The organism is Corynebacterium aquilae DSM 44791 (assembly GCF_001941445.1).
Taxonomy (GTDB): domain Bacteria; phylum Actinomycetota; class Actinomycetes; order Mycobacteriales; family Mycobacteriaceae; genus Corynebacterium; species Corynebacterium aquilae.
Genome location: NZ_CP009245.1, coordinates 2568178 through 2594301, shown reverse-complemented (window position 1 = coordinate 2594301; position 26124 = coordinate 2568178). Strand labels below are relative to the sequence as shown.

Here is a 26124-nt window from a genome sequence, read left to right as displayed (position 1 = left end):
TGCTTAGGCGTCCTTGCGGGAGTGCTTCACCATTTCGTCCCATTCGACGATCTTTTTGCGCTCGCGGCCTTCGGCCTCGCCGAGGCGGCGTTCTTCGGCGTCGAGCTGGTGCCAGCCGTCCCAGGTGGTGTAGGCCAGGCCTTTGTCCTCCAGGAAGGTGATGACGTCGTCTTTTTCGGGCTTGGCGGGCTCGTCGAGTTTGCCGTCGGCGTAGTCGGCGAGCAGCATCTCGATGGTTTCTTTGGCGTCGCCCTTGGTGTTGCCGATCAGGCCGACGGGGCCGCGCTTGATCCAGCCGGTGGTGTACAGGCCGGGCACGATCTCCCCGTTGGGTTCGGTCAGGACGTGGCCGCCGTCGTTGGGGATGACGGCAGCGTTCGGGTCGAAGGGCACACCAGTGACGGCGTCGGAGCGGTAGCCGACGGCGCGGTAGACGGCGCCGACGGGCCATTCGGTGTATTCGCCGGTGCCGGTCACGCCGCCGTTGCCGTCGAGCTGGGTGCGCTCAGTTTTCAGGGCCACGACGCGTCCGTCCTCGCCGAGGATCTCGACGGGGGACTCGAAGAAGTGGATGAACAGCTTGTGGGGTGCGCCCTTGGGGTCGCGGATGGCGTACTGCTCCAGGGTGGAGCACACCATGTCCTGGGTTTTGGATTCGCGGCGGGCAGCTTCGCTGGCCTCGTCGTAGTCGATGTCCTCGGGGTTGACGACAACCTCGATGGTGGGGGAGTGGTCGAGCTCTTTGAGCTCCAAGGGGGTGAACTTCGCCTGGGCGGGGCCGCGGCGACCGAAGACGTGCACTTCCTTAGCCTGGTTGGTCTTGAGGACCTCGTAGACATTGTCCGGGATCTCGGTGACGTGCAGCTCTTCGCCGGTCTTGGCGAGGATGCGGGCCACGTCGAGACCGACGTTACCGACGCCGACCACGGCAACCTTTTCGGCGGACAGGTCCCACTCGCGCTTGAAGTCCGGGTTGCCGTCGTAGAAGCCGACGAACTCGGCGGCGCCGTAGGAGCCCTCCAGGTCGGAGCCCGGGATGTCCAGGTCGCGGTCGCCGGTCGCGCCCGTGGAGAACACCAGGGCGTCGTAGAACTGCTTGAGTTCGTCGATGGTGACGTCCTCACCGACGGCGATGTTGCCGAGCAGGCGCAGCTCGTCTTTTTCCATCACCTTGTGCAGGGCGTTGACGATGCCCTTGATGCGCGGGTGGTCGGGTGCCACGCCGTAGCGGATCAGGCCGAACGGGGCCGGCATGCGCTCATACAGGTCGATTTCGACCGGGGTGTCCGACTTCATCAAAAGATCGGAGGCGTAGATGCCGGCGGGGCCGGCACCGATGACGGCGACGCGCAAGGGGCGAGACATATCGGCTGTATTTCCTTCACATGCCCCAGGTGCAAGCATCCTTGTCCAGTCCCAGCGACGCTACTGTCGCGGGAAAGTGCAGGTGATTGCCGGGGCTAGTCGATAAACGGCGAAACTATAGACCGACTCAGTCTAGTCGTTTGCGTGCCTAAATGCACCGTGATGTTGCTTGCTTGGGCAATCCTTTCGTGAGCTATCCCAAACCTTGGGCGCCACGACACCATAAAACATGCACGCGCAACCATATGTAAGCGTGTTCAATAAGGTGAATTGGGGCGCCGAGCTGCCCCCGAAAAATAGGGCACTGAACAGGGGAAAGGGGGCACTTTATCGGGTGAATTCCCCTTCTGCAGTTCACCCGTGCTTTTCCTGGGGAAACAGGGCAAAGGTTCGCTCACAGGTGGCGCGTCCGCAATCATTTTGTGACTGCTGTTAATGCAGATACTCATGAGGAAGTTACCCGTAGAGGTGAACCAGCTATAACCACAGCTACGTCGCGTGCTGGCATGAAAAGGAAACACCCCACCGGATATAGAAAGGAAGAACGCACCCATGCGTCGCCTTCACTTTCCTCGGGCCATCCAGCAGATGTTGCAGCAAGCCGCCAACACCAACTGGGTTGAGGTCCTCAAAGTCATCGCAACGATCGTGACCGGCCTGGTCACCGTCCTGGGCATGCTCAGCAGCATGGGCATTAGCTCCGGAGGAAACACCACCGCGGCTCAGCCCACCACCAGCAAGGTCAAGCCCACCACGAAGCCGGCGCCCAAACCCGCGCCCAAGCCGGCACCGAAGCCCGCTCCCGCGCCTGTTATCCCGGATCCGGCCCCCGCACCTGCACCCGCCCCGGTCATCCCTGCTCCCGCGCCCGCCCCGGTGATTCCCGATCCGGATCCGGCGCCCGCCCCGGCTCCGGCGCCCGCACCGGCACCCAAGCCTGCGCCGAAGCCCGTGGTCGATGGGCCCTATATGTTTGATTCCCTCGACCGTGACAGCTCGGGCGTGTTGAGGGGAACCGTGACGGTGAACGGAAAAGCGTACCCCCATTCGCTGAGGAAGCGGGGGTATTACCACCGCGAAACCTGGGATGCAGTGCTCTCCCGCAAGTACAAAACATTCAAGACCACCCTCGCTGTTCGTGAAGAGGTTAGTACCTATCAGCAACGTGTCATGCTGAAGGCCTACGCCGACGGTCGTGAGGTTGGCACTTGGAACGCAACCTACCCCGATGAAATTCCAGTAGAAATCAATGTCGAGGGTGTCAACCGTTTGCGGCTTGAGTTGTATTCATTCAACCTCGACAACAAGGCTGTTAGTTGGTCGGGTGGCGCACTGTTGGCGCCGGAACTCTACAAGTAAGCCCTCTCGGGAATTGAATCTCTCGCATCTTTCATCGCGGCAGATGCGCCAACCCCTCAGTGTCATCTGGTGCTGAGGGGTTTTCCTGACTGCGGTGGGCAATGAAGAAAATTTTCACCAAAACCCAGACACGCACCCCGGGGAAGTGATGGGATAAAACCACAACGCGCCCCCACCGGGGGCCAGCCCTTAGAACCACCAAAGGACAAAACCTTATGAAGCTCGGCGAAATCCTCGACCTCGTCCCCCGCAACGCACAAGACGTCAACCGCATGATCGGCGCCCTGATCGCCACCATCTTGCTGGTTATCGCCGTGGCCGTCGGCGACGGCGGCTCCTCCGCCTCCAGCGACAAGCCGGAACCCGCCGCAAAGCCCATCGAGACGACGACCGCCCCCAAGCCTGCTGATCCGGTCAAGCCCGTCCCGACTGTCGTGCCGGAAAAGCCCACCGTGGCACCTGTTCCGCCGCCGACCAACCAGCCCACCACTGACCCTGTCTTGCAGCCGAGCCTGTCCAAGATTGCCGAAAAGCCGACCATCACCAACCCGGTTCAGCCCCCGACGGAGAAATAACCTCAACACCGATTCCATGAAACCGCGTCCCGAAGCTTTTCGGTGGCGCGGTTTTTGCGGTCATGGCCAACGGTGTCGAAGGGGAGCAAAAGAAAAGAACTTCCAGCAGTCTGCGCCGTGCAAGACAAGATAACCAGAGATATCCCAGGTGGGGCGTGAATGCGCGAAAAATGCTCCCGTCCGCCGTGCCAGGTTGGGCCTAACACGGTAGGCTTATGCGTTGAATCACAAGTCCCGCCACAGTCGTTTCAGGCCACACCACAGGCCCCGACACGACGTGCGGTGGGGCTTTAGAACATACAAGGCACGGCCAACCACCAGCAGGCGCGCAGTCCCGCACAACCAGCTGTGGGACCAAAGAAAACCGTGCGTGGCCACTAACCGCATGCCACCGCCCGACCCCGGCGCACGACGACGTCACCGAAAGGACACCACGTGACAGCACTAACCAAGTCCGTATTGTTCACCTCCATTGGACGCACCTGCGAAGACGTCGACGTCGTCGACTTCGCACACCGCCTCGGGCTCAAGCACCGCACGCTGGTCACCGGCGAACCCACCCTCGCCGCCGTCATCGCCAGCGAACCACTCGAAGACGGCCACGTCCTCCTCCAAGGCACCGGCTCTTTGGACTTCGACTCCAAAGCCGCCGCCGCCCTGGGCATCCCGCTGGTCTTTTTGGTGCACACCCGCGAAGACATGGGTGATTACCGCGTCGAGTTGTCCCAGGTGCACGCCGAAGAACTCGGCGCCGTCGTCGCCTGCGTACTCACCGGCACCCAAATCCGCGAAGGCGACATCGATGAGATCGCCGCCAAGATCGAAGAAAACAGCCGCGGCGTCGAGCCCGTGATGAACGCCGTCACCTTCGAATACTGGCTGCTGAACAAAGCCAAGGAATACCAGTCCCACATCGTCCTGCCCGAAGGCGAAGACGATCGCGTCCTCACCGCAGCCGACCAGCTGCTCAAAGACAAAGTCTGCGAACTGACCATCCTCGGCAACCCCGATGAGATCACCGCGCGCGCCAAAGAACTCGGCCTCGACCTAAGCCAAGCGCACCTCAAAGACCCAGAGACCGACCCCATGCGCGAGCAGTTCGCCGAAGAATTCGCCGAACTACGCAAAAACAAGGGCGTGACCATCGAGCAAGCCCGCGAGACCATGCGGGACATCTCCTACTACGCCACCATGATGATCCACAAGGGCCTGGCCGACGGCATGGTCTCCGGTGCGGCCCACACCACCGCCCACACCATCAAACCCTCCTTCCAGATCATCAAAACCGCCCCCGGCGCCTCCGTGGTGTCCTCCATCTTCCTGATGGTGCTCCGTGGGCGCCTCTGGGCCTTCGGAGACTGCGCCGTCAACCCCAACCCCACCGCCGAACAACTCGGCGAAATCGCCATCGTCTCCGCCAAAACCGCAGCCCAGTTCGGCATCGACCCCAAAGTCGCCATGCTCAGCTACTCCACCGGCACCTCCGGCAGCGGCGAAGACGTCGACCGCGCCATCGCCGCCGTGCAGCACGCCCGCGAACTCGACCCCACCGTCAAAGTCGACGGCCCCCTCCAGTTCGACGCCGCCGTCGACATGGGCGTCGCCAAGAAGAAGATGCCCGGATCCGAAGTCGCCGGCCAAGCCACCGTGTTCATCTTCCCCGACCTGGAAGCCGGCAACATCGGCTACAAAACCGCACAACGCACCGGCCACGCCCTCGCCGTCGGCCCGATCCTGCAGGGCCTGAACAAGCCCGTCAACGACCTATCCCGCGGCGCCACCGTCCCCGACATCGTCAACACCGTCGCCATCACCGCAATCCAGGCTGGGAGCAGCAAGTGAGCCTCGCACTCGTACTGAACTCCGGATCCTCATCCATCAAGTTCCAACTCGTCGACCCCACCAAACACGCAACCGACGACCCCTTCGCCTCCGGACTGGTCGAACAAATCGGGGAACCCGAAGGAAAAATCACCCTCAAATACCAGGGCGAAAAATACACCCTCAACGCCCCCATCCCCGACCACTCCGTCGGCCTCGACATGGCCTTCAACCTCATGGGTGAGCACGGCTGCGGCATTAAAGACGTCGACATCACCGCCGTCGGCCACCGCGTCGTCCACGGCGGCATCCTGTTCTCCCAGCCAGAAATCATCACCGACGAGATCCTCGACATGATCCGGGACCTCATCCCCCTGGCGCCGCTGCACAACCCCGCCAACATCGACGGCATCGAAGTCGCCCGCACCCTCCTGCCCGACGTACCCCACGTCGCAGTGTTCGACACCGGCTTCTTCCACTCCATGCCACCGGCGGCAGCACTCTACGCCATCAACGCCGACATCGCCGCCCAACACGGCGTGCGCCGCTACGGCTTCCACGGCACCAGCCACGAATACGTCTCCTCCCACGTACCCGAAATGCTGGACATGCCCGCAGCCGCCGTCAACCAAATCACCCTCCACCTCGGCAACGGCGCCTCCGCCGCCGCCATCCGCGGCGGCCGCGCCATCGACACCTCCATGGGCATGACCCCCCTGGCAGGCCTCGTCATGGGCACCCGCTCCGGCGATATTGACCCCGGAATCGTCTTCCACCTCCACCGCTCCGCCGGCATGAGCATCGACGACATCGACAAACTGCTCAACCGCGACTCCGGTGTCAAAGGCCTCTGCGGCGTCAACGACTTCCGCGACATCGAAGCCCGCATCGACAACGAAGACCAAGACGCCTGGCTGGCCTACAACGTCTACATCCACCAGCTGCGCCGCTACATCGGCTCCTACATGATCGCCCTCGGCCGCGTCGACGCCATCACCTTCACCGCCGGTGTCGGCGAAAACGCCGTCGACGTGCGCGCCGACGCGCTCGCCGACCTCGAAGGCTTCGGCATCAAAATCGACCCCGAGAAAAACGCCCAACCCAACGATGGGGCACGCGAAATCTCCGCCGACGACTCCCAAGTCAAAGTCTTCGTCATCCCCACCAACGAAGAACTCGCCATCGCCCGCTACGCCGTCAAACTCGCCGAGCAACAGCGATAACCCACCCCAGATACAACAAACGCTGCGGGCCTAGGGAAGAACTCCTAAGGCCCGCAGCGCTTTTTAATACCTGCTAGTAAGACTGCACGGAGGAGTCAAAAGACCCCGAACCGGCAAGCATCCCCCACGCATTCTGCATCATCCAGCTCACCGGAATCATCACCACGAACAGCACAAAAGACACAATCATTAAAGTCTTGGCACGGGAAGAATACATCTGTGCCGCGTTCATATCCCCGGCTCCCAAAGCCTCAACCACACGAGTCGACGCCCACACCGCAAACACCCCAGAGATGGGGAACAAAAACGCCGACAGCACAGACCAAAACAGGTAGGTCGGCACAGTACGCGACTGGTAGGGGCTAGCGGAATACGGGTTGCCGGGATACGTCATCGACAAACACAACCTTCCTCGTCGTTGCGGCGACACCACGCGACAGGCCACGTGATGACAGGATGTGCCGACAAGCATAGCGCAGCAACACCCATCACCGGGGGCAGTTTGGCTGGCAGTCCCGCTAGAACCACGTCGTGGGGCGCACCGAGTTCGCCATGTCCACCAACGCATAACGGTGCCGGGCAAAAGGCGCATTGCGGGCCAATAGCCGCAAAGAGCCAGCCAGCGCCCGCCGCAAACCCCGCTGCGTAAACGGCACATCAAACAGATCCGCCCGGGAGGCCGCCGCATCCAAATCGTGCGCCCGCAACCAGTTCACCCCGGCCGCCACCACCGCAATCTTGATTTGCAGCAAACGCGGCTCATTGGTGGGAATCTCCTCTAACCGGCGGGCAGCACGGCGAATCCGGGACTCCGACAACGCCTGCGGTTCCCCAGAAACCAAATGCAAAATCGTCGTCAGCTTCGCCATGCGCTGGTGCCGGGAAGCCTGCGGCACCCGATCGAGGGCATCCACCGCCAACTCCACATGGTTTTCCGCCAACAGCTGCCGCGCCAATCCGAAAGCACTGGACACGGTCGTCGGATTCGTCGCCCACACCAGCGCGTACAGGCGCATCGAGTGGAAACGCAAAGACTTCGAGGAGGTGGTGGTGTGCGACCAGGTGCTGTCGAGCTCATCCATCATGTCGCGGGGAACCTCCGCCAGGGAGTCCCCGATACCACCCAAGGCGGCGGTGACCTCCGGGGTGAGCAGCGCCTGCTGGCCCAAGCCACGCTGCTGCAGGATCAGCTCGTCGGTAGCAGCCAACGCCAACTTTGGGGCGGACTCGCCCGGCACAATCGCTAATACCCGGGAGAAGTTTTCCTGCGCGTGCTCGAAATCGTCCAACAGCAGCGCCGTCACCCCCGAATACCACTGGTGGCGCCAGTCCTGGCCCAAGCGGGGTTTGAGGGATTCCAGCCAAGTGCGGGCCTCGTCGACGAAACCCAAATCCAGCAGGGCGCGCACCACACCCAACGGCAGCTCAGCGGAGGAAGAATACTCCTCGCTGGCCATCGCCGCCCGCATGTTTTCCAGAGCTTCTTGCGGTTCCGTATAGGAGGAACCGGTCAGCATGGGCGCGCCGACGTCCTCCTGGTCGATTAGCGGCACCGGCAGCGCGGAGACCACCTCGTTGGCGGTGATCTGTACTTGCCTTTCGATACCGTCGATCAGCTGGTCGGTGCGAAACACCACGTGCTTGGTGCCGAAGGTCGTACGTTGTGGGGAAAACAGCGAATGCTGGGCCGGGAATTGTTTGCCGTCCCGGATCGCCAAAATTTCGCGCAGCACCCCATAGAGTTGGGCGGACAATTCGCGCACGCTGCCGAAACGTTTGGCCGGGTCTTCGTGGGTGGCCCGCAGCAGCAGCCGGTAGAACGCCAGGTTGCGGCGCAGCAGCGGCGAGTCGGAAGGGGAGGGGATGCCGGGCGCGAACACCCCATCGACGACTTCAAGGTCGAGGGTGAGGGCCGCGAGGGTGCGGCCGATGGTGTAGATGTCGCTGGCGATGCTGGGCCCGTCGGTGGCGACTTCGGGGGCTTGGAATCCTTTGGTGCCGAAGATGTAGCCGAAGGCCCCGATGCCGGTGACGGCGCCGAGGTCGATGAGTTTGACTTGGTCTTCGGTGACGATGATGTTGTCGGGTTTGAGGTCGTTGTAGACCACGCCGCGGGAGTGGAGGTATTCCAGGGCTGGCAGGATTTCCAGCATGTAGCCGATGGCGATGTCGATGTCGAGGACGCCGCCGGTGAGTTGGCGTTGGCGGGTGAGCAGGCTGGGGCCGCCGACGTATTCCATGACGATGAAGCCGCCGTCGACGCGGGGGTCGTCGATGAAGTTGAAAATCTTGACGATGTTGGGGTGGGTGATGTCGGCGAGGAATTCGCGTTCTGCTTCTGCGCCGGCCCGGTCGTGTTGTTTGGCGTCGGCGATCATGCCTTTGAGGACGACCCACCGGCCGGAGACGTTGAGGTCGGTTGCGAGATACACCCACCCCATGCCGCCGTGTGCGAGGACACCTTTGATTTCGTATTGGCCGGCGACGAGGTCGCCGGGGGATAGTTGGGGGGCGGCGATTCCGCGGGCGATTTCCGCCGCGGGGTCCATGAGGGAGTCTTCGGGGTCGCGAAGCTGCTGGAAGGGCAGTTCCACCATGCCGTCTGCGACCATGCGTCCTTCGCGGAGGGTGGTGCGGCGTTCGCGGAAGGTGGATAGGGCTTGTTTGCGGGAGTTGGCGCCGGGGTCGTGTGGGGTGGGGGCGACTTGGTTGAGCCCGCCGAGCAGGGCGTCGAGTTCGGCGAGGTCCATTTCGGGTTCGTCGTCATCGTCGGCGAAGGGGTCGAAGGGTACCCCGGTGGTTCCCGGTGCATTAAGGCTGGCGCTGGTGGCCATGTCGAAGTCGTCGGCGGGGTGGTTGGTGGCGCCGGTGGGCATGAGGTATCCGCCCTGGGTGGGCATGTCGAAGGGGCCGGTGGTGTCTTCGGGGGCGGGGCGCTGTTGGGGGCTGGTGGCTTCGTCCCTGCTCATGGTTTCCTCCTTTCGCTTTCTTTGGTGGGGCTGTGGGTTAGTTGTCGTAGACCGGTGGGGGCGGTCCGGCGGAGACTTGGTAGGGGCCGAGCCAGCGGTTGTAGATTTTTTGCCAGGTGCCGTCGCGGGAGATGCGGGCGAGGGTGTAGTTGACTTGGCGGATGCCGCCGGCGGCTGCGGGTTTTTCGGCCGGGAGGGGGAAGACTACCCCGTAGTTTTCGCGGGAGAGGTTGTTGCCGACGAGGGTGGCGTAGGGGTCTTGGGCGGCGATGCCGGCGAGGATGGCGTCGTCGGCGAGGATGGCGTCGGCTTGGTGTTGTTGGAGGGCGACGAGGCAGTCGGCCCAGTTGCGGACTTTGATGATGTTGGCGCCGGTGGCGACTTGTCGGGCGCGGTCGAGGGCGGTGGACATGTTGGCGACGCAGACGGTGCGGCCGTTGAGGTCGCGGACGGAGTCGACTCCGGATTGGGTTAGTGCCAGGAGTTGTTTGCTGGTCGCTAGGTAGGGGGCGGAGAAGGCCATGTGTTGTTGGCGGGCGGCGGTGATGGACATGGAGCGCAGCACCATGTCGACGCGGCCGGTGTCGAGGGCTTCTTGGAAGTCGCTGGCGTCGACGTAGCGGAATTCCACCCGGTCGGGATCCCCAAAGATGTCGCGGGCTATTTCGCGGGCGATGTCGACTTCGAAGCCTTGGAGTTGGCCGGTGACGGGGTCGCGGAAGGACAGGAGGTTTTGGGATTGGTTGACGCCGACGAGGACGTAGCCGCGGTCGACGATGGTGGGCACCCGGTCGGCGGGGGTGGCGTTGTCGGGGGCGAGGGAGCCGTGCGGTAGGGCGTCGTCTTCGATGGGGTCTGGGGTGACGCTGCCGGCCTGTTCGAGCACCGCCCCTGGCGGTAGTGGCCAGGTCACGGGTTGGGCGTCTTGGGTGTCGTGCATGGAGGGGGTTTCCGGGGTGCTGCACGCGCTGAGTGTGAGCCCTGTGGCCAGCAGCAGGCAGGAGGTGGTGCGGAGCAGGTGGGGGCGCATCACAGGTACTCCTGCAGTCGGGGGCGGATGCCCAGCCATAGTGCGACGACGGACACGAAGGACAGGATCAGCACGACTGCGGGCACTGCCCGGGCGGCGGTGACGCCGTCGCGGATGTAGGCCCGCAAGCTGGCGCGGGCGTCGGCGATGAGGGTGGCGAGGTTTTCGTCCAGGTCGTGGAAGGCGGCGGCGGAGGAGTTTTCGGAGCCTTCGCCCAGGCCGGTGGCGGCGGGGAGGGCTTCTTGATATTTTCCGGCGGCGAGGAGCTTGACGAGCTGTTCGTGGGCGGTGACCCACTTGTCGATGGCGCTGCGGGCACTGTAGACATGCCCGATGGCTTGCGAGCTTGATCCCAGGGAGGAATCTTCAAACTCGTCCAGCGCCCGGTTGAGGGTGCGGATGGTTTCCCCGAAGTCGTTGCCGCTGGCGCCGACTTCCTGGCGCAGCACCAGCGCCAGGGTTTCTTGGGTGTGGGCCTGTTCGGCGCGGATGCGCGCGTTGGTCAGCGAATTCAAAGGCGCGGCGGCTTCCGCGAATCCTTCCGTGCCGGCCTTCCAGGTCACATAGTTAGCGGAACCCACCCACATCAGCGCCACAAACATCAGTGCGGTGGCGGTGACGAAGCCCTTGTTGAGGCGCCGGCGGGTCTTTTTTGACAGCCAGATTTGGCCCAGCGCCAGCATCACCAGTGCAGCCACCAAACCAGAGATCGGCACCCACTGCGGTTTGGAGAGGTTGCTTTGCTTAGTCATCACCTCACCGGTGGTCAGCACGAACAGGTCACTTGCGGCCGGCAGGATCCTTTCCCGCATCAGGGTGCTGGCCTCCGAGAGATAGGCCGCACCGACTGGGTTGCCGGCCCGGTTGTTGGCGCGCGCGGTCTCCACCAACCCCACATAAATATTCAACTGCTGCTGAATGTCGATGATCAGCGCCAACGCATGCTCGTCGCTGCTGCGGCTTTGCGTCGTCGACATGCCGGCGGCGGTTTCCGCCAGCGACTCCCCGGCCCGTTTAATCGCTTCGGTATAGCGGGCCCGGGTCAGTTGATCCTCCACCCCGGCCTGCACGAAACCGGTCGTCGCCGCGGTGTTCGCGATCGATAGGGAGGTGTAGACGTTGTGGGCGGAATAGCTCATGGGCTCCGCGTTGGTGATCAGCATGTCCAGCTGCTGCTGGCGCTGCACACTCGACTGCGCCATCGACAAACCGGCCGCCAAAATCCCCACCGTAATAATGACCGTCACGAGGGTGATCACGCCGGGGGAGGTGGTGAAAAAACTCGCGGTGCGGCGCGCCCGCGCCAGCGGCGCGATGAAGGTTTCTTGGGCCAGCGCCAACGCCGGGTGGCGCTGCCGGAAATGCTCGTGGCCGGCGGCTTCGATCCACTGATCTGTCGGATCGGAACCCACAGGCGACCCGCCCGGCATGGCGGGATGGGTCGCATGGGGGTCGGTGGTCTGCATTGCCCCAGAATAACGTGTTCGACTTCACTTGTGCGCAAACAACACCGCCGAAAACACCACCCCCACCCCGACCGCGGTCACCCAACACACCCCACTGGATCCCCCCTCCCCGCCCCCGCGCAGCCACACCACAGACAACCAGCGCACACATCCCGCCCCCAAAAGGATGCAAAAGACTGTCGTTACTGTAGAAAATCCGCAAATGTGCAACACTATTGACCATGATTGAAGTCCGCGGACTGACGAAACAATACGGCCCTGTCACGGCCGTCGACGACCTCACCTTCTCCGTGAAGCCAGGAGTGGTCACAGGCTTCCTCGGCCCCAACGGTGCCGGCAAGTCCACCACCATGCGCATGATCCTCGGCCTCGACCGGCCGACCAGCGGTGAAGCCCTCATCGGTGGCAGCAGCTACAAAAAGCTCCGCAAGCCCCTGGAGACCGTCGGCGCGCTGCTGGACGCCAAAGCCGTCCACCCCAACCGCAGCGCCTACAACCACCTGAAATGGGTTGCCCAAACCAACGGCATTCCCACCAGCCGCGTCAAAGAAGTCCTCACCATGGTGGGACTTCAAGACGTCGCCCGCAAAAAGGTCGGCGGCTTCTCCCTCGGCATGGGCCAACGCCTAGGCCTGGCCACCGCCATGCTCGGCGACCCGGAAGTACTGCTGCTTGACGAGCCCGTCAACGGCCTCGACCCCGAAGGCATCCGCTGGGTGCGCACCTTCCTGCAGGCACTGGCCGCCGAAGGCCGCACCGTGCTGGTCTCCTCCCACCTGCTGTCCGAAATGGCGCTGATGGCCGACGACCTCATCGTCATCGGCCGCGGCAAACTGATCGCCGCCACCTCCACCGCGGAATTCACCCAAATGGCCGCCGGGTCCCTGACCCGGGTCCGCACCGACAACATCGAAGAGATGTCCGCCGCCCTCGATAGCGAAGGCGTCGAATACAGCCTCGGCCAGGACGCCCGCGGCCGCGACAGCATTCTGATCACCGGCAACGACACCGACTTCATCGGCAAACTCGCCTACACCTACGGCATCCCGCTCAGCGAACTCACCGAGCAGGAAACCTCCCTCGAGGACGCCTTCATGGCACTTACTTCGGACTCCGTCGAATACCGCGCGCCCGGCACCACGGAAACCTCCACTCAGCCCGCTGCGGATAAAGGAGACGCATAAACCATGACTTTCCCCCGACTTCTGCTCTCCGAGTGGACCAAACTTCGCTCCACCAAATCCTTCTGGTGGGTCAGCGCCCTGATGCTGATCTTCTGCGTCGGCCTCAACGCCATGACCGGCTGGGGCACCGCCCAACTGATGAACTCCTCCGGCCAAGGCAGCGACGCCAAACTCAACTACGACGCCGCCAGCGCACTGGGCCTCGTCAACCAGCTCGGCTTCATCTTCATCATCATCGGCGCCGTCATGGTCGTCACCGCCGAATACCGGCACAACTACGCCCCCACCACCTTCCTGGCCTCCCCCAACCGGCCGCTGGTGCTGGTCGCTAAGGCGCTTTTGTACGGCGTCATCGCCGTCATCCTCACCAGTGTCACCAGCTTCCTGTCCATCCTCGCGCTGAAGATGACCGTCGGCCCCTACTCCGACCAAATCACCATCGCCGGCGACGATGTCGTCAAACGCCTGCTGTGGGTGCTGCCCCTGGCCGCACTGCTGCTGGTGCCCTTCTGCGTCGGCATCGCCACCATCGTGCGCCAAACCGCCGGCGCCACCACCCTGATGATCCTGTGGTTCGCGGTGCTGGAAAACATCATCGCCATCCTGCCGAAGGTCGGCATCAAGATCGGTCAATGGCTGCCGTTTACCAACTACAACGCCTGGATCTCCGACCGGATCTTCAACACCCACTTCGAGCAAGCCAGCACCGGCATGTACTACTTCGCCGCCTGGTCGCTCGCCATCTTCATCCTCGGCTGCATCATCACCAGCCGCCGCGACGCTTAAAAAACGCGCCACCAGCACAACGCGCCTTTCCCTCCACCTCGCTCAAGGGGGAAAGGGCGCGTTTGCTTATGGCGGCGCAAAACCAGACGGTGGGCCTACTGCAGCGCCGAAGTCAACCGCATCACATTGTCGATGTAGCGGCGACGCAACGGGCGTTTCTCCCACTGATCCAACGTCAACTCCCGCGAAGACGCCATATAGCCCTGGCCCAACTCCCACAGAGAATCCGTCACATTGCCGCGGGCAGTAAACAACGAGGTCTCGTAGTTCAAACCAAAAGAGCGCATATCCAGATTCGACGACCCCACGATCCCAATCGGATCCTCACCCTCCGGGTCTGCCACCACAAACTTGGTGTGCAAGATAAACGGGGCCGGATAAAGGTGAATATGCACCCCCGCCTCCAACAAGGCCGCATAGTAGGACGACTGGGCGTGCCCCACCATGAACTGGTCAGCAACCTCATTGACCAACAAATCAACCCGCACATCCCGATAGCACGCAGAGGTCACCGCCTCCAGCAGGGACTCATCCGGGATGAAATACGGCGAACAAATCACCAAATGCTTCTTCGCGTGATGCACCGCCTGGTTAAACATCCGCAAATTCGGCTCAGTGTCATAACCCGGTCCGGAGGGCACCAACTGGAACACGTTAATGTGATCCGGGTTTTCCTCCCCCTTGGCCGGCAGCTGCGGGTTTTCCAGATCGCGGAACTCGGTGATGATCTCATCGGACTCCTGATACCAATCCACCGCGAACACCGTGTTCATACTGGTCACCACCGGGCCGGTCAGCTCCACCATCACATCAATCCAATGGCGGCCCTCCTGCATGTTTTTCTTCGACAGGTAGGTCGAATCAATGAGGTTCTGGGACCCAATGAAACCCACCTCGCCATCCACGATCACCATCTTGCGGTGATTACGAAGATCCGGGCGGCGGAATCGCCACCGCCACGGCGCGAGCGGCAGCATCAAATGCCAATCCACCCCGATAGCGTCCAGCCTTTTACCCAAACGCACATAGCCCGGGTATTTCCACGAGCCGACCTGGTCGATCAGCAGGCGAACCTTCACCCCGCGATCCACGGCGCGCGCCATCGCCTGAAACACCACATCGGTGGTGTGGTCCCAGGCCACGATGTAGATCTCGATGTGAACATAGTCGCGCGCCTTGTCGATCGCTTCCGCCATCGCCCGGAAAGACTGCACATAGTCGTGGTGGAAACCCAGTGCGGTACCCGTAAACGCGGGAAAACCCGTCAGCTTGCGGTTCATCCGAATGATCGACCGCAGCTCCGGGGAAAGCTCCGCATTATCGGGACAATCCGGCTGGTTTGCCTGCGCGCCCGAGATCAACTCGGCGGCTTCCTCCTGGATGCGGTGGCGGCGGCGATTAATGTAGGCCGAACCCATCAGCAGGTACAGCGGCAAACCCAACACCGGGATCAGCATGATGGCCAACAGCCACGCCATTGAAGAAGACGGTCGCCGGCCCTCCGGGACGAAACCGATCGCAATGGCCTTAATCGTGTAGTCGATAATCAGGCCGACGACACGGATGTCCGTATTCGACCAAACATTGGATAGAAAATCACTCATCGTACATCCTCATCGCTGGTCTTCGGCCAGGTGTAATCGACGATGACCGGCAGATGGTCGCTGGCACCTTTGCCCTGGCGTTCCTTGATATCGATGGTCACTGCCTGCACCGTGCGCGCCAGCTGCTTCGAGGCCAGCTGGAAGTCGATGCGCATGCCCTCCCGGTTGGGGAAACGGCCGGCGGTGTAATCAAAGTAGGTGTATTCGCCGGGGGTGAATTTGCGGGTCACCTCGTACAGGCCCGCATCCAGCAGTCGTTCGAAAGCGGCCCGCTCCGGCTCGGTCACATGGGTTTTATCCGCAAAAAACTCCATCGACCACACGTCCTCGTCGCGGGGTGCGATGTTGAAATCCCCCACCAGCAGCAGCGGTCGATCCGGGTGGGAGGCCAACTCGTCGCGCACCACATGGCTGAGCACGTCCAGCCAGCGCAGCTTGTAGGTGTAGTGGGGGTCGGCGACCTCGCGACCGTTGGGAACATACAAGCTCATCACCCGCACCCCACCGCACACCGCCGACACGCAGCGCGGTTCGACCGCCTGCTCCTTGGTGGGATCCTTGTGAAACCCGGGCTGGCCGGGGAACTGCTCCCAGACGTCCTCGATGCCGACCCGGGACACGATCGCCACCCCATTCCACTGGCCGGTGCCCACGTGGGCGACCTCGTAGCCGGCTTGTTCAAACGCAGCATAGGGGAAGTTCTTCTCCGATGCCTTGGTTTCTTGCAGGGCCAGCACATCCAGGTCGTGCCGCTCCAGCACGTCCAACACCCGGTCCACGCGGGCACGAACCGAGTTGATATTAAAGGTCGCAATACGCATGCCACCACCTTAGTTGGCTCTCCGCCCGCAAGGTGCTGCGGCGGGGTGTTTAGGGGGTTTGGTGGTAGGTGGCGTAGCGGTGGCGGTGGTGTTCGATAAAACCGAGGCTGTCGTAGAGGGCGCGCCCGGCGTGGTTGTTTTCAATGACTTGGAGATAAGCATGATCTGCGTGGTGGGTCGCACCCCAGCCAAGCATGAGCTGCCCCAGGGTGCGGCCAAGCCCTTTGCGGCGCCAAGCATCGGCGACTTCGACGGCGGAATACCCCAACCACGTGCGGCCATCGGGGCTGGTGGTGATGGTGCCGCGGGTGATGGCAACAGTATGGCCGTCGATGGTGATGCGGCCGAACCCCATCCGACCGTTGATGTTTTCGCGCAAGAGGTTCAAAGCGTGGGTGGGCAGCTGTTGTCCCCGGAAGTGGTACATAGCCAGCCACGCCTCATCCGGTTGGTCATCGACCCGGAATTCGATTACATCCGTGCCTATATTGCAGCGCTTCGCCAGCTGGGCGAGGGTGAGCTGGGGGTTTGCGTACATGGCGCGGTGCTCGTCGTCCATATCCGCGGTCAGCACCAGGATTTCTTCGCCAAGGTCCCACCCCGGGTTTGCGACGATGTTTTCCGCGGCGCGCCCAATGCGGTCGGGGATAAGCAGCCGGGGCGGGAGATTGTGGCGCCGGTAAAAGTCGAAGATGTCGTCGAGGGGCACCGGGTCGAAAACGGCGCCGGGGCCAAGTGGCGCGGCAGAGTTGGAACGTTCGGTGACACCGTCGCCGGCGCGCAACACCCAGGAACCGACCCAGGTGTGCTCGATGCCGGGGAAGGATTCGGCGGTGGCGTATTCGACGTTGCGGATATCGGAGTTTCTGATGGTGCGGGGGGCGAGGACTTTGCAGACCACGATGAGGTCCTCGTCGATGGTGATGGGCTCCGCGGTGGAAGCAAACCCGCCTACTGATTGGGGGCGGATGGTCAGCGGTTCGGTGTTTTCGACGTGACCGATGACGTCGGTGAGGTGCCCGGGGGTGTCGGGAAGTTTACGGCGAACGATCACACGGTCGCCGATGGTGGGGGCGCGGTGTGCTGTGCGGTGGCGGCGGGTGCGGGGGGTGTCTTTCGGGGACAAGGTTGTTGTTTGGCCTTTGTGTGGGGTTTTAGAGAAATTCACCCGGTCGCGCCGTGGTGGTGGGGCGTGACCGGGTGGGTGGGTTTTAGTTGTCGGTGTCCTCGTCGTCGACGCCGAAGGGGTCGGGGTCTACGCCGGGCATCCAGGTGTGGCCGGCTTCGGTCCAGCCGTTGTGTTTGATTTCCTTTTTGGCCATGCGCTTCCAGCGGCCGATGAGGGTGTCGGTGTAGACGTAGCCGTCGAGGTGGCCGACTTCGTGTTGGAGGCAGCGGGCGAAAAAGCCGTAGCCTTCGATTTCGACTGGTTGGCCGGTTTCGTCGAAGCCGGTGACTTTGGCCCAGTCGGCGCGGCCGGTGGGGAAGGAGTAGCCGGGGACGGACAGGCAGCCTTCGTCGTCACTGCCATCGTCGTTGGGCATGGTTTCGGGGATGACGCTGGTTTCAAGGGTGGGGTTGACGACAACGCCGCGGCGGTTGGGGCCGCCTTGGGCGGCGATGTCTTGTTCGGTTTTGATTTCGCCGTTGGGTCCTTCGACGTCGGGGCAGTCGTAGACGAAGACGCGGAGGCCGACGCCGATTTGGTTGGCTGCGAGGCCGACGCCGTGGGCTTTGTCCATGGTGTCGTACATGTCGGCGACGAGGGTTTTGAGTTCGTCGTCGAAGGCGGTGACCTTTGTGGTGGGGGTGTGAAGGACGGGGTCTCCGTGGACTACAACGGGGCGAATTGTCATGGGGCTAATCTTAGGCCATGGATGTTGTTGGCTGGTGTGCGCGTGGTTGGGGGTTGTTGTGGGGTTGAGTGAGTTCGATCGGCGCTTGTTGGATTGTGCGTCCCGGTTGCCGCGACAGGTCGGGGCGCGGGATGAGATGATTCGGGCGGAGTTGGGGGTGAGTTCGACGCGGTTTTTTCAGCGGTTGAATGTGTTGCTGGATTCGGCGGAGGCGTTGGAGTATGCGCCGGCGTTGGTGCGGCGTTTGCAGCGGGTGCGGTCGGGGCGTGGCGTGCCGGGGGCTTAGTGGGTGTGCGGGTTAGAGTTTGGGTGTGTCTGACTACAACGAAGTTGATCTTGAATCCAATGGTGCTGCTCCTGTGAGTGCGACTGGTGCTGCCGCACCGCGTGTCCCGTTGCGTGGGATTGCCATGATTTTGCTGGCTGTCGCTGCGCTGTTGGTGGCGTGGGGCGTGTGGTCGATGACTCGTGGTGATAGTGATGATGTGGTGCGGGCGACGGCGACGCCGTCGCTGACTGCGCCGCAGGGGCAAAAGCCCGCCCCGGCTAATGAGCAGCCTCAAAAGCCTGCTGATGATCAGGCTGCGCCGTCCCCGGCGCAGCAGCCGCGCCCGGTGGAAGGCCAGGGTCAGGCTGCTCCTGCCCCGGCTGGTGGCCGTGATGCGGCACCGGCAGCTAATGTGCCGACGAATGCGCCGGTGGTGGTGCTGAATAATTCGACGGTGCAGGGCTTGGCGGCGAATGTGGCGGATCGGATTCGCCCGAATTTCGAGGTGGCTGAGGTGGGTAACTACCCTGAGCGCCCGTTCCCGCGTTCGGTGGCTTTCTATACTCCCGGCAATCAGGTGGAGGAGGCCACTGCGAAGGCTGTGGCCCGCCAGCTCAATATTGTTGCGGAGCCGCGTCCGGCGGATCTCAGTGACGTGCCGGCTGGTGTGCTGCTGATTTTGACGCAGGACATGAACTAGTTTTTGCGCTAGGTTTTTCTCCCTTTTGTGCTCTCCCCTTAACGTGCAGTTTTCTTCGCGTGTGGGGGAGAGTTTTTGCGTGTGGGTGGGGGTTCTCCCCCGCGCGGGTGGGGTGTTGATTGCGTGTGCGGCGGGGGTGTCACATATTCTGCAAGGTGCACGGTTTTGCGCGGGCTGGCTTGGTGCTGCGTGAAGGCCGGGATTTTTGGACGTACTCCTGTTAGGCGGCTAACGTGGCCCACATTTTTAAAGGTTCTCCCCAGCCCACGATTGGTGTGGAGTGGGAGCTTGCGCTTGTCGATCCGGACACTGGTGATTTGGTGGGCAGGGCTGCCGAGTTGATTGAGAAGACTCCGAAGCCGCACGACAAGGTGCGTTTTGATTTGGAGTTTTTGGATAACACGGTGGAGATCGTCACCGGGGTGTGCACTAACACGGCCGAGGCGTTTGAGCAGCTGCAGGCATCCCGGGCGGCGTTGGATAAGGCTGCCCGGGAGATGGGGCTGCGGTTGTGGACTTCTGGTTCGCACCCGACGACGGATTTCCGCACCCAGGACGTGTCGGATAAGCCGCATTACAAGGAGATCATCGAACGCACCCAGTACTGGGGACGCCAGATGCTGATCTGGGGTTTGCATGTGCATGTGGGGGTCAAAGATGAGGATCGGGTGTGGCCGATCATCGGTGGGTTGATGACTTTGATGCCGGTGATGTTGGCGTATTCGGCGTCGAGCCCCGCCTGGATTTCCGAGGACACCGGCTATGCCTCCAACCGGTCGATGCTGTACCAACAGTTGCCGACCGCCGGTATCCCTTATGGTTTCGATACGTGGGCTGAGTACGAGTCCTTCATGAAGGATCAGGAAACCTCCGGGGTGGTGTCCCATACGGGCAGCATGCATTTCGATATTCGTCCCGCCTGTGAGCACGGCACGATTGAGGTGCGGGTGTGCGATAGTCCTGCCACTTTGTGGGAGGTTGCTGCGCTGACGGCGTTTATTCATTGCGCGGTGGTGTATTTCGATTCGCTGATTGATGCCGGCGAGGCTGTGCCGAAGTTGCCGTACTGGCACAACGTCGAAAACAAGTGGCGGGCTGCCCGCTACGGCGACGAGACCCTCATGATTACCGACGGCGACACGCATGAGGCCACTGTGGATGTGGTGCTTGAGGACTACCTCCAGCGTTTTGCGCCGATCGCGAAAGATCTCGGCTGCGAGGATGAGTTGGCGATGATGCGCACCTTGGCGAAGGTTCGCCCGGGGTACGTGCGCCAGCGTGAGGCGTTCGCTCAGCACAACGATTGGGTTGAGGTCGTGCACCACACGGTCGATGAGTTGGCGTCGGGGGATGTGCCGCCACGACTGTAGCTGCGGGTCTGGGGGTGGGGTTAAAGTCCCAGGGTTGCTGAAAACTGCCTTCATGTAGGCTTGGCTGCCACGGCGTCACCGTGAGGTGGCGAGTTTTTCTTTTAACACGGTGGAGGCGTACATGTCCGTTGAACAGGTCGATGTGGTCATTGTGGGCGGCAGTTTCGCCGGGATTGCCGCCGGGATCACCTTGGCGCGCGCCATGCGAAGCGTCGTGGTGATTGATGCGGGAAGCCCCCGGAACGCAGCGGTTGCCCACGCCCATTCCATCCCGGGCTTGGATGGGGTCAACCCGGGCCAGTTCGCCGCCCAGGCTAGGCAAGAGTTCGTCGGTTTCGGTGGGGTGGTCCTTGGCGATGAGGTCACTTCCGTACAGCGCAGCAATCGCCAGTCCGACAGGTGGCGTGTGGCCACCGCCGCGGGCCGCCAGTTTGTGGCCCGGCAGGTGGTAGTCGCCACGGGATTGACTGATGTGTTGCCGGAGATTGCTGGGCTCAAGCCGCTGTGGGGCACGCGGGTGTTTCACTGCCCCTATTGCCACGGCTACGAAACCCGCGGCCTTAAGGTGGCGGTGTTTGGTGGACCGAATCCCGCCTTTAGTGCCTTCCAACCGCTGATGCTGCTGCGCTGGGCGGACACTGTGGTGTTTTATCCCAACGGCATGGAACTATCCCCGGTTGAGCTGCAGCAGATGCGTGATGCCGGGGTGGAGATCGACCCCCGCCCGGTGGGCGCGATCGCCCCGGAGGACACCCCGGGGCAAGGGGTAATGATTCGGGTCGGTGGTGAGCAGCACCGCGCGGACGTGTGCTTTGTGGGCCCTGATTTTCGCCCCAACGACGAGTTGTTGCTGGCCGCCGGCTGCCAGCGTGTGGACGGGTGGGTACCCACCCGCGATGGCGCCACCGACCTGCCGGGGCTGTGGGCGGTCGGCAATGTGGTCAGCTCCCCGGACCAGGTCACCCAAGCCATGGGCACGGCGGTGGCGGCTGCGATTGCTATCGACAGAACAATGTTTTTCGAAGACCTCCACATCACCAGCAGCTAGAAAAGTAGCGGTGCTAGAGGGACAGTAGCGTGACCGTGGTGGCGATGGTGTTCATGGTGGCGTGGAAAATCATCGGCGCCCACAGATTGCCGTGGTGCAGACGCAACAGCGCGAAAATAATCCCGGAGACAAACAAGTAGGGAAACAGCACAAAAAACCCGTGTATGGCCGCAAAGATCGCGGCCTGAGCAACGATGGCGCCCAGCAGCGGCAGGCGGCTGCGGAAAGTACCCAACAGCAGACCCCGGAAGAATAGTTCCTCCCAAAAAGGAGTCAGCGCGGTGATGGCGAAAAATCCCGCCACCGCCAAAAGGGGGTTCACCGCAACGAGGTTGGCGGCGCTGGTGGCCTCCCGCTCGGCGCTTTCACCGCCGAAAAACAGGGCGGACACCGCCAGCTGGGTGCCGCTGGCCAGCATCAGCCCGAGCGGAACCTGCCACAGCAGGTGCCACATGCTCGCGCCGGGCGCCACCAGGCCCAGCGTGGCGGCGGGGATGCCGCGCCGCTGGATGAACAGGGTCAGCGCGACCGCCATGGTGATCGCGTGGATGAGCACGGTGGTTAGGATGATGTCGGCGATGGGGGCGTTGGGCCCGCTGAGCAGGAAGGTGATGAGCAGCGCGGTCGCGAAAATGAGGACGGAAAGCCCCACGACCAAACCGGTTGCTTGCCACATGGTTTTGGCCGCAATCCAGCCTGCCTGGGGCTGGGTGGGGGCCGGGGGTGGGACATCAGCGAACGTGGGCGGGTAGGCATAAGTGGGTGGGTGGTGTCGGTAAGGATCTGTTGTGGGAGGTGCTGTGGGAGGCGCTGTGGGGTGGGTTGTTGGCGGCACGGTGGTGGCGGTGGGCCCAGGCTGGGTGCGCCACATGTTGCTGTGCTGGTGGTACATGGCTTTCCTTTGCGGCTCGTTCGGCGTGGGTCTAGGTCGATAGGTATGTGCTTGTCTGGGTGTTATCCGGCGGCTTAAGTCCCGCCGCCAGTTGCAGCCTTAAAAGACGGATAGTTCCGCGGCCTGATGGGTTGGACGCGCCTGCTCATAAAAGCGGTTCCGAATGCGCGCTTGGGCCCATTATGGCAAGGCTTACACGATGTGCCTGTCAGTTGCGTGCCCGACAGGTTGTGCCCCAACGCGGGCTGGAATGGGCGGTGTGAACCGCGTGGGGAAGATACGCGAAAGCCCGGTCCTTTCATGAGAACCGGGCCGATACAGTGGCACAACTGTGGGGTTTTAGATGCGGATACTTATCTATCCGTGCAGGCGCTGGCTGGCGCTGGACAGGGCAGCAGCGGCGGACAGGTCGCGGGTGGCACCGAAGCCCATGGCCCAAGCGCGGGTGCCCTCATGCATGGTGTAGATGAAGGTGACGGTGGCCTGGAACAGGTCGAACTGGTGGAAGGACAGGATCTCCACGCGGCGACCAGCGTCGGCCAAAAGGTGGGTGCAGGCGCTGACCGGGCCGGTGGCGATGATCTCCTGGTGGGTGCCGTTGATGTCAGCCTCGAAGCGGAACTTGCCCATGCGCAGGCGGGTGGACTCCAGGTGGCGGATGCTCACGGTGGAGGCGGGGGAGTAGGTGGCGGTAAAGGTGCGCCAATCCATGCCATAGGCTTCCTCCCGCAGGCCGCGCGGCAGCTGGATGCCGAAACGGGCGCGGAAAGGATCGTCGGCGAAGATGCGCGGCTCGGAACGCTCCGGGGTGGTGGTGGCCGGGCGCAGGGCGTCGCGGTGGTACTCCACAAAGGACGTCGACGGGCTGGTGGTGTGGGTGCCGAAGGTGGTGGAGAAGCTGCCGCGGGTGCGGGTACGGAAAGTGGTGGTGGTAGACATGACGGTCCTTTTGAAAAACTTAGGTGCGTTGTGCGGTGGAATGTCCCAGCAAGCACACCCCCGAAAAAGAAGGAAGGGTGTGAGTCACGCAAAATGCGGGAAGGGATAAACAGTTGATTGGGGTGAAAAAATCTCGCGGGTGAAAACGCCTACCGGCCAACAACGCTGTGGAAAAAAGGTTGTCCTCGCAAGGTGTGTGCGGCGACGCAAGTACTGCTGCGTAGAAAAAAGGGATGGCGCGGCATCGTGCGGTTCCTGGTGTGGGTGCACAAGGTGCGGCGCTGTCGCAGTCTGAGTACTCGCGCCGTCGGCGGCGAGTGTGGCGCGGTGCGCGAGATATGTGATTGTGAGTTTCGCCCGAATCCTGTGGGTGAGGACCGACTCCGTGACGTGGCCTGGTGAGGTTAACGACTACTTCCCCGAGTGAGGGGTCAGTCCTTAAGCCTCACTGGGGTACGTAGCCTTGGCTACTCGCGCGTGTGCGAGTGCGGCGGCTGCTGCACGGATGAAAACTGTCATGTGGCACACAGTAATGCCCATCACAGGACAAAGCAACTGTGATGGGCAAAAATATCTGATGTGGGGGTATTTGCAAATACCCCCGTTCGCTTACTTAGCGTAAGTGAGCAGGAACAACGCCTCCGCGACGCCGATCGCCTGAATTTCATCAGGGGAAACTGATTCATCAATGGAGTGGATGGTGCACAGCGGCTCCTCCACGCCATACAAGGCAATCTCGGCCTCGGGGAAGGTTTCCTGCAGCTTGGTGCACAAAGGAATCGACCCGCCGGTGCCGGCCTCCACCGTCTGCTTACCCGGGTACGCCGCACTCAAGCACTGCGACAGGTGCGCCAACGCCGGGCCGGAAGTATCCGCCTGGAAAGGATCGTTGACCGAGTGCACCTCGAATTCGATCTTCGCACCCCACGGAACATGCGCCCGCAAATGCTCCACCAGCCCGTCGGTGACCTCCTGGGCAACCATGCCCGGGGGTACCCGCAAATTCAGCTGCGCGGAGGCCACATTCGGCACCGCATTGACAGCCTCAGCCACCGGGGTGGAGGTGAAACCAGTGATGGACACCGCCGGGCGGGCCCACACCTGATCAGCCACAGTGGCCTCACCTTCACCCATCAAATGCACCCCATCAAGCACCGTGGCATCCTTGCGGAAATCCTCGGCCGGATACTGCACCCCCTTCCAAGTGCCCGTGCAATCCACCCCATCGATGGTGATCGCACCAGAAGCGTTGCGCAAACTATCCAGCGTGCGCACCAGCGCGAACACCGCATCCGGGGCGGCGCCACCAAACCCACCAGAGTGCACCTGGCTGTGCAGCGTCGACACCTTCACCGTCACCTGGGCGCCACCACGCAAACAGGTCGTCAACGTCGGCTCCCCAAGGGCAATATTGCCAGTATCGGCAATCATGATGGCATCCGCCGCAAACTTCTCCGGATGCGCCTCAATCAGAGCATCCAAGCCCTCACCACCGCGCTCCTCAGAACCCTCAATGACCACCGTGATACCCAACGGGGAATCCGGGGCGATCTCCTCAAACACCTGCAGCGCAGCCAAGTGCATCACCACATTGCCCTTACAGTCCGCAGTGCCGCGGCCAAACCAGCGGCCATCGCGCTCCGTCAAGGTGAAAGGATCATTGGTCCACTTCTGCGGATCCCCCGCGGGCACCACATCGTGGTGCGAATACAGCAACACCGTCGGCGCGCCCGCGGCAGGCTCCTTCCGGCCAATCACCGCTTTGGAGCCATCCACAGTGTCAATGACCTCCACCTCCAAGCCACGAGCCTTGAGTGCCTTTTCCACCCACGCCGCCGACGCCACAGCATCCTGCTCGCAGCCCGGCTCATTGTGCACCGAGTTAAAAGACACCAACTCGGACAAGTTCTGGCGAATCGAATCACGCAGACCCGCCACCCGCTGACGCACGTCAGCAACCAAATCATCATTCAAAGTCAACGCAGTAGTGCTCATAGTCCCCAGCATACGCATCACACCCCACAGCTAAACCCAGACCAGAAAAACCCAACCTGCCATGCGAGGACAGCACCTATATATAAAGCCCCGGCACAGATATACCCCCGCAGGCCTATGGTCGCACCCACCCAGACCGCTATCATGTTCCTATTGTCTTCAACACTTGCGTGGCCACCGCTTGCAGCACAGCTGAAAGCCCGCGCCACACTGGGATAACAAGGCACACCACTCGCGCGAAGAAAAGGTGAATACATGGCGGACAACAACACATCGGACAGCTTCAGCTGGCCCGACACCGGCGATAGCGCCGGTAAAGGGCTCAGCGAAGCGTTCGACAGCACCGACAGTGCCGGGCCGGTCGCCGAACCCGTCGAATCGCCCCTGGCCACCAAAAACACCCCCGGCAGCGCCGCCGCAGCCTTCCCCGACGGCGACACCACCGACACCAGCGAGACTGGATTCCCCGGCGACAACGCCACCTTCGAATCCCAGCCCGCCCCCACCGTCCAAAGCGCCCCCGTGCACCTACTGCTGCCCAGCCTCATCCTCGGCATCGCAGCCATCGTCACCTGCGCCTACCTCGACTTCGGCCCACACACCGCCACCGACCAGGCCTACAAAACTTTCTCCACCATCGCCTGGTTCGTCAGCGGCATCATCGGCGTGAGCCTCGTCGGCGTGTACTTCATCGCCGACAACCGCCGCCGCGCCGAATCCTTCTACTCCTACATCGGGTGGAAAACCGCCCTGTACTGGCTGACCTGCGCCGCCCTCACCGGCGGCGTGCTGTGGTCCGCCATCGACATCGCCCAGTGGGTCGGCAAACTCTAACCCGCCACCGGCCCGCCAA

The 26124-nt window shown here is 62.5% G+C and carries 23 protein-coding genes; 11 read left to right on the top strand and 12 right to left on the bottom strand.

Features of this window, described 5'->3' with window-relative positions; translation table 11 throughout:
- Positions 1-3: 3 nt before the first annotated feature.
- Positions 4-1365 carry an FAD-dependent oxidoreductase gene (locus tag CAQU_RS10960; RefSeq protein ID WP_075727696.1) on the bottom strand — a complete coding sequence of 454 codons (1362 nt, stop codon included), beginning with the start codon at positions 1363-1365 and terminating at the stop codon, positions 4-6.
- A gap of 552 nt (positions 1366-1917) precedes the next feature.
- On the opposite strand from CAQU_RS10960, the gene CAQU_RS12470 reads away from it, so the two are divergent.
- The 4 genes from CAQU_RS12470 (at position 1918) to CAQU_RS10940 (ending at position 6343) form a co-directional block, all read left to right on the top strand.
- Positions 1918-2724 carry a hypothetical protein gene (locus tag CAQU_RS12470; protein ID WP_084563059.1) on the top strand — a complete coding sequence of 269 codons (807 nt, stop codon included), beginning with the start codon at positions 1918-1920 and terminating at the stop codon, positions 2722-2724.
- 215 nt (positions 2725-2939) lie between these two features.
- The gene (locus CAQU_RS10950; protein ID WP_075727694.1) at positions 2940-3299 is read left to right on the top strand and encodes a hypothetical protein; all 360 of its coding nucleotides are present in this window, start codon (positions 2940-2942) and stop codon (positions 3297-3299) included.
- Between the two features lie 435 nt (positions 3300-3734).
- Positions 3735-5141, top strand: coding sequence for a phosphate acetyltransferase (gene pta / locus CAQU_RS10945; protein ID WP_075727692.1), 1407 nt, complete (start codon positions 3735-3737; stop codon positions 5139-5141).
- Complete coding sequence (locus CAQU_RS10940) at positions 5138-6343, top strand: acetate kinase (protein ID WP_075727690.1); 1206 nt, start codon at positions 5138-5140, stop codon at positions 6341-6343. The genes pta and CAQU_RS10940 overlap by 4 nt, the downstream gene beginning before the upstream one ends.
- Positions 6344-6416: 73 nt before the next feature.
- Here CAQU_RS10940 and CAQU_RS12865 read toward each other — a convergent pair whose 3' ends face one another.
- From CAQU_RS12865 to CAQU_RS10920, 4 genes are all read right to left on the bottom strand, one after another.
- The gene (locus tag CAQU_RS12865) at positions 6417-6737 is read right to left on the bottom strand and encodes a CD225/dispanin family protein (RefSeq protein ID WP_075727688.1); all 321 of its coding nucleotides are present in this window, start codon (positions 6735-6737) and stop codon (positions 6417-6419) included.
- A 124-nt stretch (positions 6738-6861) separates the two neighbouring features.
- Entirely contained in the window at positions 6862-9312 is a 2451-nt protein-coding gene (locus CAQU_RS10930; RefSeq protein ID WP_084563055.1) for a serine/threonine protein kinase, read from the bottom strand.
- 37 nt (positions 9313-9349) lie between these two features.
- Positions 9350-10342, bottom strand: a complete 993-nt coding sequence (locus tag CAQU_RS10925) for a glutamate ABC transporter substrate-binding protein (protein WP_075727686.1) — start codon at positions 10340-10342, stop codon at positions 9350-9352.
- The gene (locus CAQU_RS10920) at positions 10342-11808 is read right to left on the bottom strand and encodes a hypothetical protein (RefSeq protein ID WP_157109006.1); all 1467 of its coding nucleotides are present in this window, start codon (positions 11806-11808) and stop codon (positions 10342-10344) included. The genes CAQU_RS10925 and CAQU_RS10920 overlap by 1 nt, the downstream gene beginning before the upstream one ends.
- A gap of 221 nt (positions 11809-12029) precedes the next feature.
- On the opposite strand from CAQU_RS10920, the gene CAQU_RS10910 reads away from it, so the two are divergent.
- Both CAQU_RS10910 and CAQU_RS10905 read left to right on the top strand, forming a co-directional pair.
- Positions 12030-12992 (top strand): ABC transporter ATP-binding protein, encoded by a 963-nt coding sequence (locus tag CAQU_RS10910; protein WP_075727682.1) that lies wholly within the window; start codon positions 12030-12032, stop codon positions 12990-12992.
- Between the two features lie 3 nt (positions 12993-12995).
- Positions 12996-13778 carry a hypothetical protein gene (locus CAQU_RS10905; RefSeq protein ID WP_075727680.1) on the top strand — a complete coding sequence of 261 codons (783 nt, stop codon included), beginning with the start codon at positions 12996-12998 and terminating at the stop codon, positions 13776-13778.
- Positions 13779-13873: 95 nt separating this feature from the next.
- Here the strand turns inward: CAQU_RS10905 and cls are convergent, their stop codons facing one another.
- The 4 genes from cls to CAQU_RS10885 form a co-directional block, all read right to left on the bottom strand.
- The gene (gene cls, locus CAQU_RS10900; protein WP_075727678.1) at positions 13874-15382 is read right to left on the bottom strand and encodes a cardiolipin synthase; all 1509 of its coding nucleotides are present in this window, start codon (positions 15380-15382) and stop codon (positions 13874-13876) included.
- Positions 15379-16203: an exodeoxyribonuclease III gene (locus CAQU_RS10895; protein ID WP_075727676.1), complete on the bottom strand. Its 825-nt coding sequence runs from the start codon at positions 16201-16203 to the stop codon at positions 15379-15381. Before CAQU_RS10895 ends, cls begins: the two co-directional genes overlap by 4 nt.
- Positions 16204-16252: 49 nt before the next feature.
- Positions 16253-17329 (bottom strand): N-acetylglutamate synthase, CG3035 family, encoded by a 1077-nt coding sequence (locus tag CAQU_RS10890; protein WP_075727674.1) that lies wholly within the window; start codon positions 17327-17329, stop codon positions 16253-16255.
- Between the two features lie 85 nt (positions 17330-17414).
- Positions 17415-18059, bottom strand: coding sequence for a peptide deformylase (locus CAQU_RS10885; protein ID WP_075727672.1), 645 nt, complete (start codon positions 18057-18059; stop codon positions 17415-17417).
- Between the two features lie 58 nt (positions 18060-18117).
- Here CAQU_RS10885 and CAQU_RS10880 point away from each other — a divergent pair, with 58 nt between their 5' ends.
- The 4 genes from CAQU_RS10880 to CAQU_RS10865 all read left to right on the top strand — a co-directional run bounded on the left by CAQU_RS10880 (position 18118) and on the right by CAQU_RS10865 (position 21445).
- The gene (locus CAQU_RS10880; protein ID WP_075728716.1) at positions 18118-18345 is read left to right on the top strand and encodes a DUF3263 domain-containing protein; all 228 of its coding nucleotides are present in this window, start codon (positions 18118-18120) and stop codon (positions 18343-18345) included.
- Positions 18346-18370: 25 nt separating this feature from the next.
- Complete coding sequence (locus tag CAQU_RS10875; protein WP_157109005.1) at positions 18371-19027, top strand: LytR C-terminal domain-containing protein; 657 nt, start codon at positions 18371-18373, stop codon at positions 19025-19027.
- A 233-nt stretch (positions 19028-19260) separates the two neighbouring features.
- On the top strand, positions 19261-20397 hold the full coding sequence (locus CAQU_RS10870; RefSeq protein WP_075727671.1) for a glutamate--cysteine ligase: 1137 nt from the start codon (positions 19261-19263) through the stop codon (positions 20395-20397).
- 121 nt (positions 20398-20518) lie between these two features.
- Positions 20519-21445 (top strand): NAD(P)/FAD-dependent oxidoreductase, encoded by a 927-nt coding sequence (locus CAQU_RS10865; RefSeq protein WP_075727669.1) that lies wholly within the window; start codon positions 20519-20521, stop codon positions 21443-21445.
- Between the two features lie 13 nt (positions 21446-21458).
- Here CAQU_RS10865 and CAQU_RS10860 read toward each other — a convergent pair whose 3' ends face one another.
- From CAQU_RS10860 to CAQU_RS10850, 3 genes are all read right to left on the bottom strand, one after another.
- The gene (locus tag CAQU_RS10860; RefSeq protein ID WP_157109004.1) at positions 21459-22121 is read right to left on the bottom strand and encodes a CPBP family intramembrane glutamic endopeptidase; all 663 of its coding nucleotides are present in this window, start codon (positions 22119-22121) and stop codon (positions 21459-21461) included.
- Positions 22122-22694: 573 nt separating this feature from the next.
- On the bottom strand, positions 22695-23276 hold the full coding sequence (locus CAQU_RS10855; RefSeq protein WP_075727665.1) for an acetyl-CoA acetyltransferase: 582 nt from the start codon (positions 23274-23276) through the stop codon (positions 22695-22697).
- 609 nt (positions 23277-23885) lie between these two features.
- Complete coding sequence (locus CAQU_RS10850; protein WP_075727663.1) at positions 23886-25283, bottom strand: dipeptidase; 1398 nt, start codon at positions 25281-25283, stop codon at positions 23886-23888.
- Positions 25284-25526: 243 nt separating this feature from the next.
- Between CAQU_RS10850 and CAQU_RS12460 the strand changes: the two genes are divergently transcribed.
- The gene (locus tag CAQU_RS12460; RefSeq protein ID WP_084563050.1) at positions 25527-26105 is read left to right on the top strand and encodes a hypothetical protein; all 579 of its coding nucleotides are present in this window, start codon (positions 25527-25529) and stop codon (positions 26103-26105) included.
- The last annotated feature ends 19 nt before the right edge of the window (positions 26106-26124 follow it).

Excerpts from the sequence above, each read along its gene's own strand:
- CAQU_RS10960 (WP_075727696.1), bottom strand. The coding sequence starts at position 1,365 with ATGTCTCGCCCCTTGCGCGTCGCCGTCATCGGTGCCGGCCCCGCCGGC.
- CAQU_RS12470 (WP_084563059.1), top strand. The coding sequence starts at position 1,918 with ATGCGTCGCCTTCACTTTCCTCGGGCCATCCAGCAGATGTTGCAGCAA.
- CAQU_RS10950 (WP_075727694.1), top strand. The coding sequence starts at position 2,940 with ATGAAGCTCGGCGAAATCCTCGACCTCGTCCCCCGCAACGCACAAGAC.
- CAQU_RS12865 (WP_075727688.1), bottom strand. The coding sequence starts at position 6,737 with ATGACGTATCCCGGCAACCCGTATTCCGCTAGCCCCTACCAGTCGCGT.
- CAQU_RS10930 (WP_084563055.1), bottom strand. The coding sequence starts at position 9,312 with ATGAGCAGGGACGAAGCCACCAGCCCCCAACAGCGCCCCGCCCCCGAA.
- CAQU_RS10925 (WP_075727686.1), bottom strand. The coding sequence starts at position 10,342 with ATGCGCCCCCACCTGCTCCGCACCACCTCCTGCCTGCTGCTGGCCACA.
- CAQU_RS10920 (WP_157109006.1), bottom strand. The coding sequence starts at position 11,808 with ATGCAGACCACCGACCCCCATGCGACCCATCCCGCCATGCCGGGCGGG.
- CAQU_RS10910 (WP_075727682.1), top strand. The coding sequence starts at position 12,030 with ATGATTGAAGTCCGCGGACTGACGAAACAATACGGCCCTGTCACGGCC.
- CAQU_RS10905 (WP_075727680.1), top strand. The coding sequence starts at position 12,996 with ATGACTTTCCCCCGACTTCTGCTCTCCGAGTGGACCAAACTTCGCTCC.
- cls (WP_075727678.1), bottom strand. The coding sequence starts at position 15,382 with ATGAGTGATTTTCTATCCAATGTTTGGTCGAATACGGACATCCGTGTC.
- CAQU_RS10895 (WP_075727676.1), bottom strand. The coding sequence starts at position 16,203 with ATGCGTATTGCGACCTTTAATATCAACTCGGTTCGTGCCCGCGTGGAC.
- CAQU_RS10885 (WP_075727672.1), bottom strand. The coding sequence starts at position 18,059 with ATGACAATTCGCCCCGTTGTAGTCCACGGAGACCCCGTCCTTCACACC.
- CAQU_RS10865 (WP_075727669.1), top strand. The coding sequence starts at position 20,519 with ATGTCCGTTGAACAGGTCGATGTGGTCATTGTGGGCGGCAGTTTCGCC.
- CAQU_RS10860 (WP_157109004.1), bottom strand. The coding sequence starts at position 22,121 with ATGTGGCAAGCAACCGGTTTGGTCGTGGGGCTTTCCGTCCTCATTTTC.
- CAQU_RS10855 (WP_075727665.1), bottom strand. The coding sequence starts at position 23,276 with ATGTCTACCACCACCACTTTCCGTACCCGCACCCGCGGCAGCTTCTCC.
- CAQU_RS10850 (WP_075727663.1), bottom strand. The coding sequence starts at position 25,283 with ATGCTGGGGACTATGAGCACTACTGCGTTGACTTTGAATGATGATTTG.
- CAQU_RS12460 (WP_084563050.1), top strand. The coding sequence starts at position 25,527 with ATGGCGGACAACAACACATCGGACAGCTTCAGCTGGCCCGACACCGGC.